Origin of the sequence: Mastigocoleus testarum BC008, assembly GCF_001456025.1 — a bacterium.
Lineage (GTDB): Bacteria > Cyanobacteriota > Cyanobacteriia > Cyanobacteriales > Nostocaceae > Mastigocoleus > Mastigocoleus testarum.
This window is the reverse complement of sequence record NZ_LMTZ01000147.1, coordinates 14,787-34,326: the sequence shown is the minus strand read 5'-3', so window position 1 is coordinate 34,326 and position 19,540 is coordinate 14,787. Positions and strand designations below refer to the sequence as shown.

Here is a 19,540-nt window from a genome sequence, read left to right as displayed (position 1 = left end):
GTTACTAGTTTTGTGAAAAAAGTAAATAAGTGCTACGAGTATTAAATAAACAATATCAAAATTTTCTACTGCAGGTTTAATATGGGAAATATAGTAATTTTTCTCAAAAAAATCATTTTTTATTGCTTGTGACAAATTTTTTTAATTCTTTACTTCTCTCGATATTTTATTTTCTAACTTATTGTATCGGTAGCTTTGATTATCCTCAGCGAACAAAGAGTTGCAAATAGCTTGATAAAATTACCTCACCAGCGATTAAAGAAATAGTTGCACCAATTGCTAAGTGTGGACCAAATGGAAAAGCTTTACTTGTTTTTTGCTTTGTTGACGAAACAGAAAAAATCTTCCCCCCACCATAAATAGTGACTCCCGAACAACAAGCAAGAAAGCAAGCTAACAATAAATATTTCCATCCTAACCAAGCTCCCATCATTGCTGCTAGCTTTGCATCTCCCGCTCCCATTGCAGTTTTACCTAAAATAGCTGAACCAAGGTTTGCGATCGCATCAAATAACCACAAACCCAAAATTGCTCCTACAACTGAGAACATAATTTGATTAATAATTTCGGTAGAGTTTCCCGTTAACCAACCGATACATACATGAAATATTACTCCTAGGACTAAACCAGAGGTAGTTAAAGGATTGGGTAGGGTCATAGTATCAAGATCGATCAGTGACAAAGCTAATAACCAACTACAAAAAATCCAATAACCAATTGTTAAGGGAGAAAATTCAAATATGGAAAACACGAGTAAAAACATTAATCCTGTAACAGTTTCGACTACAGGATAACGAGCAGAAATCTTCGTTCGACAATAACGACAACGTCCTTTTAGGGTGATCCAACCAATTACGGGAACATTGTCATAGGGTTTTAGCTGATTCAAACACTTGGGACAGCGAGAAGGTGGAAAAAGTAAAGATAGTCCAGCAGGTATTCGATAAACTACAACATTAATAAAACTACCAATGGATGCTCCCAAGGCAAAGATAATTATATTTGCCGGAATTATAACTAAAATTTCATTCATATTCCCGCTTATTAGTCCATCTGCCAAAAGTATTATTTACAGGGTTATAACATTGGCGAATGGAAATTGGCGAGATGTTTGGAGTGTGGGGAGTGTGGGGAGTTTGGGGAGTCTGGGAAGTCTGGGAAGTCTGGGAAGACTCATTACTCATTACTCATTACTCATTACTTATTACTCATTACTCATTACTTATTACTGTGCGCTAACGCGCCCCGCTACGCTAATATTACTCATTACTCATTACCCATTATCCATTGCAAACACCAAAAAATTGTAGAGACCTAGCACCGCTAAATCTCTACCTTAGGAACCTGTTATAACCAAAAAGAAGATTGATATGACAAATCACCAAAACAACTAATACACGCAAGATTCTATTTGCTCAAGAGGTATAAAACGTTCTTCTGGTAACAGCACGGGTTGGTTTTTAAAAATTACTTTACCCCGATGATTCTCGCGGTGAATCGCGACTCCAGAAGCATATCCAGTGATTTCTGGATGAACCTCACAGTGAGTGTGATAAATATTACCAGCAGCTTTAATCAGAGCAGCGTCGATTAAAGTTGATGGGGGGTTCTGCTCCGGATAAATAGTCTGGTTTTGCTGAAAGTTATACACAACTGTTTGGGTTTTGTATTTTGAGTTTCTCTTAGTCTATCCAAAATTCATGACGTTATTTGTAAAATTTTCGAAATAAAACTTCAAAACAAAGCTTCGACATAAAGCTTTAATTATGAAGCTTTAATTATTAAGCTACGTCATCATAATTTTTCTAGAGTTTCGATCAGCACTTCACCCATCGCACTGCACCCTAAAAGCTTCATTCCTGGAGACATTATATCCCCTGTACGCATATCTTGTTGTAGGATTGAAGACACAGTATTTTCGACTGCATCTGCAGCCTGTGGTTGATTTAAACCATAACGTAGCATCATTGCAGCACTTAAAACTTGAGCTAAGGGATTAGCTTTATCTTGTCCTGCAATGTCAGGAGCAGAGCCATGAACGGGTTCGAATACTCCTGGTCCTGAAGCACCCAAGCTTGCAGAAGGTAACATACCTATACTTCCTGTAAGCATCGCTGCAGCATCAGAAAGAATATCACCAAATAAATTACCAGTAACAATAGTGTCAAATTGTTTTGGTGCGCGCACTAGCTGCATCGCAGCATTGTCAACATACATATGAGAAAGTTCTACATCAGGATAATCATTGGCTAGATCGGTTATACGATTGCGCCATACCTGGGAAACTTCTAAAACATTGGCCTTATCTACAGAGCATAGTCTACTTTGGCGTTTGCGAGCGGCTTCAAAAGCAACTTTACCAATACGTTCAATTTCTGATTCGGCATAAACCATTGTGTTAATACCGCGTTTTTCATTGGTTTCGCTAGAAAAAATACCTTTGGGTTTACCAAAGTAAATTCCACCAGTTAGTTCCCGAACTACCATGATATCTACACCTTCAACAATTTCTCGTTTGAGTGTGGAAGAATCGATTAATTCGGGCAAAATCTTCGCCGGACGCAAGTTTGCAAAGAGTTCTAAGCCAGCTCGCAGACCTAATAAACCAGCTTCTGGACGTAGATTAGAAGGTAAAGAATCCCATTTGTAACCGCCAATTGCAGCTAGTAAAACAGCATCACTATTGCGACACATATCTAAAGTTGTACTTGGTAGGGGTTCACCTGCTTCATCAATTGCAGCACCACCAATTAATGCTTCTTGGAATTCAAATTGCAGATCGAATTTTTTCCCAACGACCTTAAGCACTTCTACCGCTACGGTCATGATTTCAGGTCCAATCCCATCGCCAGGTAAAAGAGTAATGCGGTATTGTTGCGCCATAAGTTTGCTTTCTTGTGGGTAGATGTTTGGCAAGAAATCGAAAGTTCTCGCGACTATATATCATAACCACCCAGGTATACCCGCGATCAATCTGTTTATCAAAAGCTGTCCCAATAAAATCTAAACTCTAAATTATTTTTCTCACCAATATGCCTTTTTCTCACAGATACTATCTTCTTTGATTTCTAATTAAAGTAATATTTTTACTAAGTCTTAATTCAGAAATATCGCTGTTGTAAATAATTAACTTTATATATTTTTTACTTTTATTTTTCAATTATTTCACACCTAAAGTTCGGAAACAGGCTTGTCTTGACTGGAATACATAGATGTGCAAATATTTTTTCATACTATTAAATACTAACAGTATAGTTGTATCATAAATTACTATTCGCAATATAAATTCTTAAATAAAATCCTAGATATTCATTCCTTCATTGTTAATATTACTCACATAATTTTCCATGATTCGACAAACTGCTGTAGGGTTAGCCATAGGTTCGGTGATATTTGCCAGTGGATTAGCATCAGAGCCTTTGCCAAGTCATAGTTCTACACAAATCGGGACTCACAAACATAAGTCTTTGTCGCTTTCATCGCAGGAACACAGCTATAATAATTTCAACTTAAGTGTCCTAGAAAAGTCAGTTTTTCAAAAAATAAATCAATATCGAGCTTCAAAGGGTTTACCAACACTGAAGTTAGATAACAAGATATCTCAACAAGCAAGAATTCATAGTCAGAATATGGCTAAGTGGAAAGTACCCTTTAGTCATAGTGGATTTGAAAAGCGAGTTAAAGCTATTCCCCTTACTTACACTAGCGCAGCAGAAAATCTTGCCTTTAACCAAGGGTATGACGATCCCGCAGTGGAAGCTATGGATGGTTGGATAAAGAGTCCTTCACATTTGAAGAATATAGTGGGAAATTATGACCTTACCGGTATTGGTGTTGCTGTAAATGATGATGGTGAAGTGTACTTAACACAGATTTTTCTGCGCAGCTATTAATTACTTATACTTAGTTTGCGTGATTCCTATAGAATAATATTTTTATTACTTTCAGATTTATGGATTTGCAGGACTTTCAGGTTTGCGAACGCGATCTTGATGAAGCGACTTTATCGAATTATTTACAGAGTGAAGCTTTAGCTGTAGATACGGAAACAATGGGACTTTTACCCCACCGCGATCGCTTATGTTTAGTGCAACTATGCAACGAACAAGGAAAAGTTAGTGTAGTTCGGATTGCAAAAGGACAAACTACAGCTCCCAACCTCAAAAAACTTTTAGAAGCAACAAATATAGTTAAGATATTCCACTTTGCTCGTTTTGATCTTGCAACATTGCGTCATTATTTGAATATTCAGGTGCAACCCGTATTTTGCACCAAGATTGCAAGTAAATTAGTCCGTACCTACACACCACGTCATGGGCTAAAAGAGTTAGTAATGGAATTGGAACAAGTTGAATTGGATAAAAGTTCCCAAAGTTCTGATTGGGGTAATGCTGATAATCTATCGGAAGCACAGTTAAGTTATGCTGCGAATGATGTCCGCTATTTGGTTAGTCTGCGCCAAAAACTTATAACTAGGTTGCAAAGAGAGGAAAGATTGGAGCTTGCTCAAAAATGTTTTGAATGTTTACCTACCATAGTTACTTTAGATTTATTACAGTTTAAAGATTTGTTTGAGCATTGAGTTGGGGATTGGAGATCGGGGATTAGGGATTAGGGATTGGGGATTAGGGATTAGGGATTGGGGATTGGGGATTGGGGATTAGGGATTGGATTACATCCTTAGCATTCCTTGTTACTCGTAGATCCCTTTTATAAACTAAGCATTCGCAATTTGTAAGATTTTACCTTGAAATTTAGGAATGCAATTTCTTAGATTGTATTCACTATTAGCGTGCATATTGATTGATACTTCACTCAGCAACAGCAGGTATGTCAATTATTAAAAATATTCAAGGAAGCTTGCAAAATTTCACGCGGTACAGAATAGAAAAATATATTCTGAGTGGATTTGGAGTCTTTATTTTTCTTTCTATCGTTATAGTTGGTTTTGTAGAGGTTCAACGCAACCTTTTACCTTACAAAATTATTTTAACTGCAGGGAAAAAAACAGGAGAAAGTTATATTCTCAGCTCGGCGATCGCGAGAGTTGCTCGACAAAATAGCAATATCAAAATTGATGTTTGTGAAACAGACGGAACAGGGGATAACATTAAAAGCCTTAGAGGTGAGAGGTTAACAACAAAATCTACATGCTTATCAGGAGTATCAACAAAATATCTCAAAGCCCACTTAGGAACTGCTCAAGCTGATATTTATCCTGGTTCGGATGCACGGGTTTTAACTAATCTTTATCAAGACCATTTTCATTTACTTGTTAATCCTCAAAAAGTTCCCTTACCTCAACAAATAGAAAATTTTCAGATTGGTACCCTCAGAAGTAAAACAGTTGAAACACCTCAAGGAGGAGGACAACGTAAATCTTTTGAAAACATTGCAAATAAGCACTACAAAATTAATTTTAACTTTATAGATTCCAATCCAGAAAAAGCAGATGCTGTCTTTCGCGTCCGCGTTCTTGGTAACGAGCAAATTCGTAAGCTGATCGCTACTGGTTGGAGATTAGTACCGATCGGACAAGTGAATGCTATTCAGCAAACAAAATATCCTGCTTATTCACCTTCTACAATTCCTGAGGGAGTTTATCGAGGTTCACCTGCTGCTCCAGAAGTGGACTTAGAAACAATTGCGGTGCAAAGAACTTTATTGTCCAGAAGAGATGTACCTGACTGGGTTGTTGAAAAGATAGTAACTATTTTGAGTGAGTATCGTCAGGAGATAAAAAAAGAAATTCAAGCGATCGCTCAAGAGCGTTATGGTTCCCCCCAAATTTTCGATCCAGAAACCATTTATCCTTTAGTTAATCGCTTCGAACGACCAGAAGATAATAGCAATGTGCAAATTCATAAAGGTGCACTCATTTATTATGACCGTAACGACCCTTCCTTTATTCAAGAAAATGCTGATTTTTTGGGATTGTTATTAACCATTGTTTTGTTGGTTGGTTCGTGGTTGTTAAGGATAAAAGTGTGGCGCGATCGACGGATAGAATGTGAAGCAAATGAAAAAGTCGATCGCTACATTGAAAACGTTGTTCAGTTAATGAAGCTTAATGCCAAAAATCAAGCAATTTATTCTACAGTTGTTGAGATAACCCGATCCCTAGAGGACTTATTCGGACGTCAAGAAAAACTCAATCAGGAATTTCAAAGAGCTAGTCATTCCCTTGATATTGAAGAGATATCCCAGTCGGGTTTCCGGGTATTTAGTGAAGCTTATAAATCTGCTCGGGAGACTATCGAGCAAGCTGTTGAGGAACGTCAACGAAAAGTTGTTTCGAGTTATGTAAATCAGCTTAAAGAATTACTAAATCGATTGGATAGTGGAGAAAAACCTGATTTACTTTTAATTGAATTAGATCAAATTCGTAATGAAGCTGCAGATACCTTACTTCAAGAACGAATTTTCTCACGTCAATCCTTTAGAACTTTTGTTGATGCATATAACTTTATTAGAGATGCAATTGAACGTTCCTGTAAAGGTTTGAAATAATAATTGATAATTGGTAATTGATAATTGGTAATCGGTAATTGGTAATTGGTAACTGATAAAAGGGAAAGGAATGATTTACCTTCCCCATAGTGGAGAATTAAGAGTAATAACTGTATTCGCGATTAAAAGTAACCCACTTACAGTTAAATATTAGCCGCGAACTTAGTCACATTCCAGAGACTTGCGAGTTGAAACACCTGTTTTAGAATTAACTCCACTTGCAACCGCGCAGAGTTTTTTAATTTGAAAACCATCTAAAACAGCATTTGTGAAATCAGCACCTGTGATATCTACATCATCAAAGGTGGAATATAACATCATTGCTTCTGTTAAGTTTGCATCGCTGAGATCCGCACCTTTAAAATCTACTAAGTAAGCGATACCATCACTCAAATCTGCACCATGAAGATTTGCTCCTGCTAGTGTTGAACCGTTGAAAACAGCACCCCGTAAATCGGAATTACTAAAATTACTATTCTCTAAATTCAACTTGGTGAATTCAGAAGCGATTAAAGTTTTATTTGAGAAATCTTTATTTACTACTGCACGTTTACCCGCTACACGCTTATTTGCAGCTTCTGCTGATAAAGGATGGAACAAAACAGCCAAAGCTAAAACAAAAGCAAAAAACACCCGCCAGTATTTCATCATGTTAGTTTGTTGAGTTTCAATACTTCCACAATTAATTATTAAACTTATTGGTGATCGATTGTCGATTTTTAGTCAGAGAGCCATAATTTGAGGAGAATAAAATCTCCGGCGTCCCCCATAATTGGGGAATTTAGGGAGCTACACTGGCGACTATAAATTTTAAAGATTCATCCCTCAATTCTGCAACGCCAAATTTCTCTCTTAGTCCATGTTAGGGTTCTAGTTCTTTTCTTCTTTGCTAAGAGGGATTCAACAATTTCCCACTGCTTATCTGTTAAACTCCTTGAATATAAAATTTTTCCCTAATCATACATCTTTTGTAAAGATACCAAATGGGGTTCTATATAACGATGAATTACAAACAAAATCGTCTCCGAAAACTCTTCACATGTAGTTTTCTTACATTAATTAGTACGCCAGTTCATGCTCAAATAATTCCGGACAAAACTCTACCGAAGAACTCTGAGATTAAATTAGAAGGTAATAGAAGCATTATTAAAGGAGGAACAAGAGCAGGAAGTAATTTATTTCACAGCTTTGAAGAATTTTCTGTTCCAACAGGTGGAGAAGCTTACTTCAGTAATGGTGCTGATGTCAGTAACATTATCAGTCGAGTCACAGGTAAATCAATTTCTAATATTGATGGTTTAATAAAAGCAAATGGTAATGCAAACTTATTTTTAATTAATCCCAATGGAATAGTATTCGGTAAAAATGCTTCGTTGGATATTGGTGGTTCCTTTGTGGGGAGCACAGCTAATAGTTTTAAGTTTGCTGATGGCAAAGAATTTAGTGCTGCTGAGACACAAACAACAGGTTTATTGAGTATAAATGTTCCTTCGGGATTGCAATATGCTTCCAATTCAGGAAAAATTAGCAATCAATCTCAAGTAACAGACAGTGAAGGTGAAGTTGTTGGTTTGCGAGTAAAACCAGGAAAAACATTGGGGTTAATAGGTGGTGATGTCAGCTTTGACAATGGAACAGTAGATGCTCCTGATGGAAGAGTGGAGTTAGGAGGGCTCAAGGATGAAGGAACAGTTGGATTGAGTCGGGATGGAAGTAATCTCAGTTTTAATTTTCCTCAGGGGATAGAAAGAAGTGATGTTTCTTTAAGTAATGGTTCGCAAGTCGATGTGGCTGGGAATCGCGGTGGGGAAATAGCTATTAATAGCCGTAATGTTCAAATTATAGAAAAAAGTTCTTTGGAGGCAGGTATAAAAGAAGAACTAGACTCAATTGATACTAAAGCTGGAAATATTGATATTAATGCAACTGAAGCGATCGATTTGGAGGGAGGAGGTATAATCAGCGACTCAATAGGACTTGGTGCAACAGCACAGGGAGGGGATATTAACATCAAAACTGGCAATTTATTAGTTAAAGATGCAAAGGTGAGTACTTTGATTTTTGGTGGGGGTAAGGGAGGTAATTTGAATATTGATGCTAAAGATATTCAACTTATTGGTACAAGCGGAGATGGTGACTCTCCTAGTGGATTGTTCGCTCAAACAGATTCTGACTTAAAAGGAGATGGGGGAAATTTGAAAATAAAAACTAATACATTGCTAGTTCAAGATGGAGCAAAGGTAAGTACTAGAACATTTGGTGCTGGTCAAGCAGGTGATTTGACAGTTGATGCTAAAGACATTCAAATTATTGGTACAAGCAAAAATGGTAATTTTCGTAGTGGATTGTTTACCGAGCCAGTTTTTGACCCAAAAGGAGATGGGGGAGATTTGAAAATAAAAACCAATACATTAGTAGTTAAAGATGGAGCAAAGGTGAGTACTAGCACATTTGCTGGAAGTAAGGGAGGTAATTTGACCATTGATGCCAAAGATATTCAACTTATTGGTACAAGCAAAGATGGTGTTTTTCTTAGTGGATTGTTTGCCGAACCATTTTCTGAAGACTCAAAAGGGGGTGGAGGAGACTTGACCATAAAAACTAATACATTATTAGTTAAAGATGGAGCACAGGTGAGTACTAACACGTTTGGTGCTAGTCAGGGAGGTAATTTGACTATTGATGCCAAAGATATTCAGCTTATTGGTACGAGCAAAGATGGTGATTCTCCTAGTGGATTGTTTGCCGAACCATTTTCTGAAAACTCAAAAACAGATGGAGGAGATTTGACCATAAAAACTAATACATTATTAGTTAAAGGTGGAGCAAAAGTAAGTACTAGAGCATTTCTTGAAAGTAAGGGAGGTAATTTGACCATTGATGCTAAAGATATTCAGCTTATTGGTACAAGCAAAGATGGTAGTTTTCGTAGTGGATTGTATACTGAACCATTTTCTGAAGACTTAAAAGGAACTGGGGGAGATTTGACCATAAACACTAATACATTGTTAGTTAAAGATGGAGCACAGGTGAGTGGTAGCACATTTGGTGCTAGTCAAGCAAGTAATTTAACTATTGATGCTAAAGACATCCAACTTATTGGTGAAGGCAAAAATGATAGATTCACTGGCTTGTTTACTAAGGCAGAATCCGGAACAACAGGAGATGCAAAAAATCTGTTCATTACCACCGATAGGTTATTAATTTCCAATGGAGCAACCATTTCAGTTACTAACGATGGAACAGGGGCACCAGGTGATATTAATATCAACGCTAGTTCCGTACAACTTGACAATGGCAAGATTGAAGCTGACACCAATTCTAACAAGAAGGTTGGCAATATTAAACTCGACATTGCAGATTTATTGCTGATGAGCAATGGTAGCCGGATTTCTACAAATGCGGGTGTAACTGAAACAAAGGGAAACGGAGGTAACATCACAATCAATATTCCCGATGGCTTTATTATTGCTACTCCAAATCAAAATAGTGACATTACTGCTAATGCATCTGAGGGTAATGGTGGAAGAGTTAATATCAACGCTACTGGTATTTTTGGCATCGCTCCACTAAGTTTAAAACAACTCTCCAGTTTACGTCCAGAGGATTTAGAACCAGGCGAATTACCAACAAACGATATCACAGCAGTTTCTCAACAAAACCCCAACTTGAGCGGCACTATTGAAATAGATGTACCAGAAAACCCTACTCAAGAACAGGAAGAATTACAAACAGATATTGTTGATGTGTCGCGGCTAATTGAGCAAAACCTCTGTCAAGCCAGTCAAAACAGTGAATTTGTTATTACAGGGCGTGGTGGTATACCTCAATCTCCCAAAGAGACTCTGGAAACTGATGCAGGTTGGGAAGATTGGCGGCTAATCCCTTTCAAAGAAAAAACCACAGCAGAAATAATACAGAAAGTAAATAAATCTGAAGTAAAAATCAAGGAAGAACGACCCAAAAAAATTGTTCAAGCTCAAGGTGTGACATTTAACTCCAATGGTGAGGTAGTCTTAACGGCAACTCCTAATAGTTCTGAACCATTAAATTCTGGCTTAAATGCTTTGAATTGTCATAATTTCGCAGGATGATGAATTTATTAAAACCTCTAGTTATACTATTGGCTCATCTTCAGAAATTATGCGGCGAAGCGTTCTAAAAAAGAGATTGCTTCTCTTAACGCCGAAATTGAAAAACGCTTGGTATCTTTTCAACCAGTTATGTTGCAAAAATAGGATTCAAATATTGAGGAGTATAAAATTCCTTGCTCAAAATTTCTTTTTTAAGCAGCAACCCCAAACAAATAATTAGTAAACAATATTATATTCAGCAACGCCTCAGCAACGCCATCGAGATTATGATTTGTTAACTTACCATTTCCATACATCACTATCAGAGAAAGATGCCCCAAAAAACTCTCTATACAAGTTACATCGTAATGTCACCTTATTACCAGAAATGTTGACTAATCCCATACTGTGCAACTGATAAGCTAACATCATTTTCAATTGCACTGGATTTTGAGCTGTAACAATCTGCTTAAGAGCCTTTGCTAAATCCAGATTTTGTTGTATGTTTAACCAGTGTTTTCGTAAATGATGACCATAAATCCCGGCTTCTGTAGTCGCTTCCGTTAAAATTTGTTCCAGGGAAATATCTGGATAAATTTTCAGGTGAGCGAAGGCTAACTCCAATAGATAGGGATGACCTCCTACAAGTTCCATTAGTTTTTCTAGCTTATCTAGATCCAGTAGAACTTCATGTTGTCTAGCAAAATTTATTACCTGCTCCCGGTTAAACTCCATTAACTCAATAGGTAAACCAACATTAAATGGAGATTGTTCAATATTGAGCCGGATGTAAACGTCTGTAGAATGAACGATAATTAATCGCAACTTTTTCCAAATTTTACGACTTCTTGCTTTTTCATACCAAGAGCGTAATAAGCCAAAAAAGTCTTCGTAAATTTGTGGATGAGGAAAGAGCAAATCTAAATTATCCAAACATAAAACCAGAGGATTTTCTGACTGAGCTAATAAATATTCTTCAAAATAAGTGGTGCTACTAACCTTCGCCCCCATTCCTTCTTCATCCCAGTATTCATCTAATTTATTGCCTAATCTCAGTTCTCGACCTAAGTTAATACAAAACCAACGCAAAAATTTATTAATATCTGTAAAATGAGTGCGAATATCTGCTAGTTCCAAGCTTAAGTTAACAGTGGAATAATTCTCCTGTGACAACTGATTCAGTATTCTTGTAACAAGATATGTTTTCCCCATAAAGCTAGGAGCTTTTATCCTGATTAGAGAGCCAGGTTGCTTGATTGTTTCATAACAAATTGATTCGATGGGAGGGCGCTCTACATATATATCCAATTTGGAAGTAAAATTTGTTGTTTTTTTCTCAACTAAAAGCTGTTTTTCTCCTAAGTTATGTTTTACTGAATCTGAATTTATAGAATCCAAATCTAGATTTATTTGCGAGACTGTATGATTTTGATTTTTATTAGCAATACTTTCTATAAAACTTGAAGTTTCTCTACAAGTAGATTGTTGTGACCAATATTTTTCTAAAACTTGTTTAAAATTACTTTTTTTAACCTTTTCATCTAGAGACTCTGTCAGAGATTTCCAAAGTTTTGGAGCTACATCTTGACTGATATAGCTTGTAGCATATTGATGCTGTGCCGCGATTGTGTCATACTCTTCTTTGTTCCATGCTCCTTCAATAATAATAATCTCAACTTTTGTCAAATATCTTTGGAGGTTGACATATAATAATTTATTTACTATTTTGATTGCTTCATCTAAGGTAAAATCACTCACGATTGGACCTCAAGCTAATAGTTTATGGTTATATAACCAGTAGCACAAAAATGCAATAAATTATAAAATTTCAAAGGATTTGGCAGCGGATGGGAACAACACGAAGGCTTAGAGGAGAAACTGAAGATGCAGTTGAAAAAATACCAGAACTGCTACTTCAAATCAAAAGTATATTTTTCATTGGCTTAAGCATTGGTATTTTAATTAACTATCCTACACTCGTACGGGCGAAATCTAATAATCCAATCAATAGTAAATTAAAAGAAGCAGCCTCAAAGCAGAAAGAACCACCCAATAGAGGAACCCCTATAACTAATGATGGGACAGGAAGTAGAGGTGATTGTCTACACAAACACAATAAACCACCACTAACTCGTTTGGTCGGTAGTAGAAATCTAAACTTAACTGTCAGTCAATATCCAACTTTTTGGATATATGTACCTTATACACGTGAAGAAGTCTCTGAGGCAGTATTTACCTTACAAAATGAAGATTCGGAAGTGTATCGGACAGATTTCGAACTACCTGAAAAACCAGGAATTGTCAGTATCAATCTCCCATCTACAGCCTCAATCGCAGTAGGGAAACAATATCGCTGGTATTTTGATATCAAATGTTCTGTTTCAGAGGTATCCGAGAAGTCGTCGATTCCTATTTCTTTAACAGGAGTAGTCAAACGGGTTGCAAAATCTTCTGCTTTTCAAAGCAAGTTAAAAAATGCTAAAACATCATTAGAACGCATGAAGATTTACGCAAATTATGGCATCTGGTATGAAACGTTAACAGAAATAGCTCAAATAAAGCAAAATAAACCACACAACAGTGCTTTAAATAAAATATGGTTTGAACTATTAAGTCAACCTCAAGTTGGCTTAGAAAAAATCGCTTCAGAGCCAATTTTGGGAAACGTAAAATCTAATTCTATAACCAATTTCCGACTAAAATAAAAGCTGCCCAATGATAAGGACGATTGTAGTCTGTATCCGGATAGTTTTTGAGAAAAGCAAGCTGAATATTTCGTAGTGCTTCCGCTTTTGTTATTTGGGGATTCTTAAACTGTTTGTATAATTTAACCATAAATTCAGCTGTGGAAGCATCATTAACCTGCCAAAGACTACCCAAAGTACTTTTTGCTCCTGCACGAATTGCAATTCCAGCCAATCCTAAAGCTGCTCGTTTGTCGCCAGTGGCTGTTTCACAAGCACTCAGAACTAATAGTTCAATCGGACTTATTATACTCTGGTTTTTTACCTGTACCAAAGTATCAAAATCTTTGACTTTGATCGGCTTATTCCAGTCTAGAATAAAAGTTTGCTTGGGGTTAGAACTAAATTGACCGTGGGTAGCAATGTGGAGGACATTAAATTTTTCTTTTTCAAGCTGATTTTGGATCTTCTCTTGAAGAAAATCTTGATTTTCCAGCTTTCGACTCTGATTAACCTCACGGCTAATTCCCAATAATTCATCGTCAATATTTTTTAAGGGAGAGAAGCCCTTTTGTTCAAAGCTCGGAGCGTTATTTGCTCCAGCAGCTAATAAATTTAGCTGTTTTTTTAATAAAGGTTTGGGAGCTAATAATTGTAAACCAGGGGTTACAGCAACAGCATATCTCTCTATCAGATACTTTTCTCCATCAAATAGTATTGATATAGGAATATTTTGTAATGAACCATCCAAGACAAAAACTAAAGTTTTGATTTTACTTTTATCTCGAACAATAGACTTTTCGAGTTCGGTTTCGAAGGGTTTAATTAGCCAATCGTAAACTGTTTTAGATAATTGTTTAATTTTGCTGGGATGGGTGCTTCTAATTCTCACAAGTTCTTGTAATTCTGTGATGACTTCATCAATTTGACTTAGAGATATATTTTTATTTGTAAAATTACGGAGGTTATCTTCACCGGGTAGTTTTAATATCACCTCTAAGCGATTTTTGAGAAACATTGGATATATTACTGCTGTATTAGGATCCAAATTATCAATATTTACTACCTCCGGTTTAGCACAAGCATCTCCAAAAAAGTTATCTAATTCTGCTAACTGAAGTTTTTCAATAACATCACGAGCTTTGATTAAATTTTCCTTCTTAGGATCAGGAGAATCTAATAACAGATTAACTAATTCTCTATATATTGGTTCTACGTTATCACGAAAAGAAAACTGAATATCTGGGGTCAGAACAGCCAAATCACTTCGTAAATCTGTGATGATATTAAAAGCTTGAGTATAATATTTAATTGCTTCGGGAATCGCATGTTCAAATTTCAAAATTCTTCCCATTTGCCATTGCCACTGATAGGCTATATCCCATGCACTAATCCCTTGAGCAATAAGTATCCCACGCTCAGTCATTTTCTTCGCCTTTGACCATTCATGATTTTTTTCATATAAACTTCCTAGAGTTCCAGTAGCATAGGATTCTGCTCTTTGGTCATTTAATTTTTTTGCATGATGGATGGCAGTATCTAATATTTGAGAAATACTTTGATAAGTATTAAAATAATTATCAATTGATTTTTTTTGCTCATTGTCCAGCTTCATTAGATTTTCTGCTAAATTTACACATGCATATATTGAAGAGCGACTCACAGGTAACTGCTTGAGTGATTTAAATATTTCGGGTAATAAACTCCAAGCTAGTTCATTTTTCTTCGTTTTAACTAGCAGACTTAACTGATTTAACTTTGCTTGAACTTCAATAGTTGGCAAATTAGTTTTTATAGCTGCTTGTTGATATAAACTTAAAGCTGATTGAATATATTTTTCTGCACCTTGTGGATTTTTTAATTCTTTTTCTTTCATTGCCAAGGCTAAATTTGTATTGCCTAAACTAAGCAAAATTTTACTTTCATTTTGTGGTGAATTTTGTAATGATGATTCCTTGGTATCATCTATTTTTCTTATTATTTCTAAACTTTCTTCTAAAAGTTTTTGAGAAGAATCTAATTCTCCCTTTTGTCTGAAAATATTACTGAGATTATGCAAACCAGCTACCTTTACTGGAGATTCTGGTAATGCTTGCAGCTTTTCTTGTATCGAATTTAATAAGTTATAACTGCGCCGGTAAAATCCTAAAGTTTGTAAAGCTTGAGCTTGATTAATTTGACTGCCGATCGCGCCTTCAGAGTCACTCGCAGAAGTATAAAGCAATTCAGCTACTTGAAAACTTTCTAGAGCCTTTTGAGGATCGCCAATCTTCCACTGTAAACGTCCTTGACTGTTGAGAACCTGAGCACGAACCCGCTTAAAATCTTTACCTTGAATGTCTAGTTGATCTAACAAAGATAAACTTGTGTTGATTGCTGTCTTAGCTTCTTGAGTGCGTCCTAACTCCTGATAAACTAAAGATATGAAGCCCAAGGTTTGTGCTTCCCCAAGTACATTTCTTCTTGCCTTGTAAACTTTGGCAACTTTTTGCAATACCTTTGCAGCTTGAGAAAATTGTCCTGCATCATAATATTTTTTGCCTGTTTGCACTGAAGCCAGTAGAGAATTCTGAGTTGGAGTCGCTGGTAGTGCCGTAATTTGAGGAAAGAATTGGATACTGAAATTAAGAACAAATCCTAAAACAGCAATAAATGTAAATTTAATCAAGCGTTTCATACAAAAATAGGGGTAGTTTGAAAACTCAGTGAATTTATATCATGTCAAGTAGTTGGGATTGACACTTCCCTGACTCTTTAAACCTCGCTAATTCTTGGTTTATCAAGTAAGTCGAGGGATATTTGAACGCAGCAAGCTATTCACCATAGATGGGTACTAACGATTCACTATCGCCACTTGCTCCACCAGACTTGCACCCTTACGGGTTCGGCAAGTCGCTCATGGGGGAGACCCCCAAGACCGCGCTGTCTCACCAAACAGAGTATAGGTTGCAACTCCCCGAACATTAGCTCTTGCTTGCCCAACAGTACCTTTTAAGGTTTCTCCATAATCCTTAATAATGTTATGGATCTATAAGACTGGATAAAAAATATTTGATTTTCTAAATGTATTCAAAATTATGATTTAGTAATTGTTTTTTTAATCAATATGAATTTCAATTATATATATTCAATTATCTAATGCAGTCACAAAGCAGACTGGTAATAATATCATCAAAAACTTTTAAAATAGTTATTACAAATCATTACACTGGCAACGCTACCCACCAACACTAAAGCTGAGGGAACTAAAGGTAACCAAGCAGCATTTACTACCAACAACACCCAACAGCTACCATATAAAATCCCTAGAGCCACACACCCAGCAAATCTAATTTTCAGTGGCGTTCGCAAACTCCAAACCAGTAAACCTCCTATAAATGACCAGGAGTAAATCCAGATGATTTCACCTGCTTCTGATAAAGACCAAATCAAAGGTCGATTATCCAGTACTGCACTGAGAATATGACTCACCATATGCGCCTGATTTTCTACACCACTCATTGTTTTGACCGACCACCCACCACTATAGGGTGTGCGCCAATTATGGTCATTGAAACTCTGAGCGACTGTACCAATAAGGACTATACGATTTTTTACTAAATTGGTATCAAACTGATTATTGAGGACTTGTTGTAGGTTAAGTTTCTCAGCAATTCTTGAATTCGCTCGGTAATTAAGTAATACTTGGTGACCCTGGTTATCAATCTTGTGGTAACCTCCCGTATTTGTTTCCAAAACTTTGAAGACAGTATTACCTAACTTCAAATAATTATCTGGAGTAAATTCAAGTTGTATCCCCTTATCATTCAAGTACTTCATTGCTAATTGCCAACTAAAAGCGTATTTACTTTGACAAGGTGATGCTTCATTTACAGCTAATAAATGGCGACGAATTACATCATCGGAATCCAATAAAATGTTGTTAAATCCTTGACGTTCTCCAGGGACTTCTGGAGGAGGGGGAACACCAGGACTTCCGTATTTGCAAATAGAAAATAATTTATTACTATTTCGCATTCTTTTAATTAATTCCTGGTAGTTCCCTTTTACAGGACGATCGCGGAAAATATCTAAGCCAATAACTTTCGCTCCATAGTTTTCTAATTTTGTCAATAGTTGCTCTAAAGAACGGTTAGATAATGAGCCTTCTCTATCGTCATCTTTAAGTTGGGATTTAACATCCTCTTCTGTGATAGTAACTAATAAAAGCCTTTGATCCGATTCTTCGATGGGTCTAAGTTGCATTAGATGATCGAAAGCATTTAATTCCCATGCTTGCAATAAACCCAGAAATCGCATACCTACCACTAAGCTAGCAGTTACCATACTTGCAGCAACTGCAGTCCAAGGTGATACTGAAGTAGGTCGGGATTTTTCTGAAGCTTTGAGGTTTTCCCTAACCCAATCAAGATTAAAGATAGTTGCATAGATCTGGTTTTTAACGACTAAGCTTCCCCTCTCTTGACTAACTAAACCAGATAGACACAATTTCACATACTCTTGAGATTTTTTGTCAGTGATTTTCTTCTCTGTAAGTATTTTTCTATATAGTTGCAGCAATTTTTCACTGGAACAATTATTCCTATGTGTTAAAATCCCATCAACTTTACGGGTATCGCCTCTGTTGTGACAAAGCCGATCGCGAATTGTTCTAAGATGTTCTGGTTCATCTTGAAATTCCCAATCTGTAACTATTCTTTGTTGTACTAACTGCTTGATCCATTCTTTCTCAGCACCAGCAGGGATAACAGTTTGACTGTTTTGAACTAAGGAACAAAGTTTCTGAGTCAAAAATGGTTGTCCTTGTGTCCAATACAAAATTTCTTTTAAGATAACTTGGGGATTTTCAACTTTGTGTGTCAATCCTTGAGCTAAAACACTGCTTTCATTTAATTGAAAACCCTTGAGTTCAATTCCTCGACCGATATTAAAGGGAGTAGAATATTTATCTTGAATCAGATTGTTAGGTGCGACAACACCTAACAATGCAAAAGTAAGTCTTCTATATTCTGGTTTAGTTGCTCGCTTATCGTAGCAATTACGAATTAAGGCAAAAAAATCATCAGTAGGAAAACTTAAGCTCAGAACACTATCAGTTTCATCAATGAATACAACAATATCTTGACTAATCTGCACCAACAATACTGTTTCAATAAATTTCCCCAACTGCTGGATAGGTGATAAGTCTTCTTGTTCGCGCAACCAACTACGGCGATTTACCTTTAAGTTAAAACCACTGATTAATTCCTGAATGATACCGCCATACCATTGTTGTGGCGTAATTTTCCGAAAACCAATTCCGGTCAATTCAATCTCTGTACAAGTAATACCTTGAGATTGTAACTTATGCATAGTCTGTATCCGTAAGCTAGACTTGCCCATCTGTCGGGAATTAAGAACATAACAATATTCCCTTGCTAACAAAGCATTGTAGAGTTCATTATCTGCTTGGCGTACGACGTAGGTATGAGCATCAGGAGGTAAACTTCCTCCGACTTGATATTGATAGGGGGCATTGAGTGAAGTTTTCATAATTAATGTTTTATACCATATCCCTCTATGAGGGTGGGATTTTGAAGTTCGAGCTTACTACATTAGCTATATTTATCTTAATTATTTCGCCGATCATCAGATTAGCAAAATAAAAAAATTGAATAAATTACTTTTTCAAGATAAATGTTTACTTGTCAACAATGAGTCAATTATTGATTAATATAATCACTTTTACTATAAAAATATATATCTGAGGGGATATAAAATTTCAAAAACCTTTAGATTTGCTGCGATCAAATATAAGTCGAAAACTTAGTAAAGTTAGCATTGTAGCAGTAAAAAAGACGGTATTTTTACCTGAATTTATTTGAATTACCTGAATTTAAATTCAGTAATATCAGGCTGAACTTAAGTCAATATTACTGAATTCACCCTGAACTATTAAGTTGGATAGTCAATCATAATTAATTTATAGAAAGCAAGAAAAGCTTTTTAGCTTTTAGACTTATAACCTTATTTTCTCAATACTGGCTAACGGGACTCGGACAAAAAAGGAGTGGGAAACAGCCTTAAAGCCAATCATGACAAGGGGTTAACTTCAAAGTGCTAAAAATCGCTCTTAGCGTTGTGTGGCGTTAGCCATAACCTAGATGTATTTATAAATAAAACAACCAATTCTATGTAAAAGTATTGACTTATAAAGCTTTGAAGCTATTTTTTGAATTAAAAAATGTCTAAGTTCTGTTAGTCAGTTTAACTCATCTACAAAATTACCCTATA

General features: G+C 36.2%; 13 protein-coding genes. 5 read left to right on the top strand and 8 right to left on the bottom strand.

Annotated features, from left to right (window positions below):
- Nucleotides 1–205: 205 nt before the first annotated feature.
- From BC008_RS39395 to leuB, 4 genes are all read right to left on the bottom strand, one after another.
- Nucleotides 206–1,033, bottom strand: a complete 828-nt coding sequence (locus tag BC008_RS39395) for a prepilin peptidase (RefSeq protein WP_027845756.1) — start codon at nt 1,031–1,033, stop codon at nt 206–208.
- Entirely contained in the window at nt 1,026–1,184 is a 159-nt protein-coding gene (locus tag BC008_RS50060) for a hypothetical protein (RefSeq protein ID WP_161938215.1), read from the bottom strand. The genes BC008_RS39395 and BC008_RS50060 overlap by 8 nt, the downstream gene beginning before the upstream one ends.
- A 206-nt stretch (nt 1,185–1,390) precedes the next feature.
- Nucleotides 1,391–1,651: a hypothetical protein gene (locus BC008_RS39390; protein WP_058184554.1), complete on the bottom strand. Its 261-nt coding sequence runs from the start codon at nt 1,649–1,651 to the stop codon at nt 1,391–1,393.
- A 143-nt stretch (nt 1,652–1,794) separates the two neighbouring features.
- Nucleotides 1,795–2,883 (bottom strand): 3-isopropylmalate dehydrogenase, encoded by a 1,089-nt coding sequence (leuB, locus tag BC008_RS39385; protein WP_027845920.1) that lies wholly within the window; start codon nt 2,881–2,883, stop codon nt 1,795–1,797.
- Between the two features lie 464 nt (nt 2,884–3,347).
- On the opposite strand from leuB, the gene BC008_RS39380 reads away from it, so the two are divergent.
- The 3 genes from BC008_RS39380 to BC008_RS39370 all read left to right on the top strand — a co-directional run bounded on the left by BC008_RS39380 (nt 3,348) and on the right by BC008_RS39370 (nt 6,510).
- Nucleotides 3,348–3,893, top strand: coding sequence for a CAP domain-containing protein (locus BC008_RS39380; RefSeq protein ID WP_027845919.1), 546 nt, complete (start codon nt 3,348–3,350; stop codon nt 3,891–3,893).
- 59 nt (nt 3,894–3,952) lie between these two features.
- Complete coding sequence (locus BC008_RS39375) at nt 3,953–4,582, top strand: ribonuclease H-like domain-containing protein (RefSeq protein WP_027845918.1); 630 nt, start codon at nt 3,953–3,955, stop codon at nt 4,580–4,582.
- Nucleotides 4,583–4,830: 248 nt separating this feature from the next.
- Nucleotides 4,831–6,510, top strand: a complete 1,680-nt coding sequence (locus tag BC008_RS39370) for a TAXI family TRAP transporter solute-binding subunit (RefSeq protein WP_027845917.1) — start codon at nt 4,831–4,833, stop codon at nt 6,508–6,510.
- Between the two features lie 162 nt (nt 6,511–6,672).
- On the opposite strand, the gene BC008_RS39365 is transcribed toward BC008_RS39370, so the two are convergent.
- Nucleotides 6,673–7,158 carry a pentapeptide repeat-containing protein gene (locus BC008_RS39365; RefSeq protein ID WP_027845916.1) on the bottom strand — a complete coding sequence of 162 codons (486 nt, stop codon included), beginning with the start codon at nt 7,156–7,158 and terminating at the stop codon, nt 6,673–6,675.
- 353 nt (nt 7,159–7,511) lie between these two features.
- On the opposite strand from BC008_RS39365, the gene BC008_RS39360 reads away from it, so the two are divergent.
- Nucleotides 7,512–10,604, top strand: a complete 3,093-nt coding sequence (locus tag BC008_RS39360; protein WP_058184552.1) for a two-partner secretion domain-containing protein — start codon at nt 7,512–7,514, stop codon at nt 10,602–10,604.
- Nucleotides 10,605–10,883: 279 nt separating this feature from the next.
- Here the strand turns inward: BC008_RS39360 and BC008_RS39355 are convergent, their stop codons facing one another.
- Nucleotides 10,884–12,341, bottom strand: a complete 1,458-nt coding sequence (locus BC008_RS39355) for an AAA-like domain-containing protein (RefSeq protein ID WP_063800852.1) — start codon at nt 12,339–12,341, stop codon at nt 10,884–10,886.
- Nucleotides 12,342–12,430: 89 nt separating this feature from the next.
- Here BC008_RS39355 and BC008_RS39350 point away from each other — a divergent pair, with 89 nt between their 5' ends.
- Nucleotides 12,431–13,288, top strand: a complete 858-nt coding sequence (locus BC008_RS39350) for a DUF928 domain-containing protein (RefSeq protein ID WP_058184550.1) — start codon at nt 12,431–12,433, stop codon at nt 13,286–13,288.
- On the opposite strand, the gene BC008_RS39345 is transcribed toward BC008_RS39350, so the two are convergent.
- Together BC008_RS39345 and BC008_RS39340 are read right to left on the bottom strand one after the other, a co-directional pair.
- Nucleotides 13,263–15,944, bottom strand: a complete 2,682-nt coding sequence (locus tag BC008_RS39345; protein ID WP_027843188.1) for a CHAT domain-containing protein — start codon at nt 15,942–15,944, stop codon at nt 13,263–13,265. The two genes, BC008_RS39350 and BC008_RS39345, sit on opposite strands and share 26 nt — an antisense overlap.
- Before the next feature lie 494 nt (nt 15,945–16,438).
- Nucleotides 16,439–18,799, bottom strand: a complete 2,361-nt coding sequence (locus BC008_RS39340) for a CHASE2 domain-containing protein (protein WP_027843187.1) — start codon at nt 18,797–18,799, stop codon at nt 16,439–16,441.
- Nucleotides 18,800–19,540 lie beyond the last annotated feature (741 nt).

Excerpts from the sequence above, each read along its gene's own strand:
- BC008_RS39340 (WP_027843187.1), bottom strand. The coding sequence starts at position 18,799 with ATGAAAACTTCACTCAATGCCCCCTATCAATATCAAGTCGGAGGAAGT.
- BC008_RS39365 (WP_027845916.1), bottom strand. The coding sequence starts at position 7,158 with ATGAAATACTGGCGGGTGTTTTTTGCTTTTGTTTTAGCTTTGGCTGTT.
- leuB (WP_027845920.1), bottom strand. The coding sequence starts at position 2,883 with ATGGCGCAACAATACCGCATTACTCTTTTACCTGGCGATGGGATTGGA.
- BC008_RS39380 (WP_027845919.1), top strand. The coding sequence starts at position 3,348 with ATGATTCGACAAACTGCTGTAGGGTTAGCCATAGGTTCGGTGATATTT.
- BC008_RS50060 (WP_161938215.1), bottom strand. The coding sequence starts at position 1,184 with ATGAGTAATGAGTCTTCCCAGACTTCCCAGACTTCCCAGACTCCCCAA.
- BC008_RS39375 (WP_027845918.1), top strand. The coding sequence starts at position 3,953 with ATGGATTTGCAGGACTTTCAGGTTTGCGAACGCGATCTTGATGAAGCG.
- BC008_RS39370 (WP_027845917.1), top strand. The coding sequence starts at position 4,831 with ATGTCAATTATTAAAAATATTCAAGGAAGCTTGCAAAATTTCACGCGG.
- BC008_RS39395 (WP_027845756.1), bottom strand. The coding sequence starts at position 1,033 with ATGAATGAAATTTTAGTTATAATTCCGGCAAATATAATTATCTTTGCC.
- BC008_RS39350 (WP_058184550.1), top strand. The coding sequence starts at position 12,431 with ATGGGAACAACACGAAGGCTTAGAGGAGAAACTGAAGATGCAGTTGAA.
- BC008_RS39345 (WP_027843188.1), bottom strand. The coding sequence starts at position 15,944 with ATGAAACGCTTGATTAAATTTACATTTATTGCTGTTTTAGGATTTGTT.
- BC008_RS39360 (WP_058184552.1), top strand. The coding sequence starts at position 7,512 with ATGAATTACAAACAAAATCGTCTCCGAAAACTCTTCACATGTAGTTTT.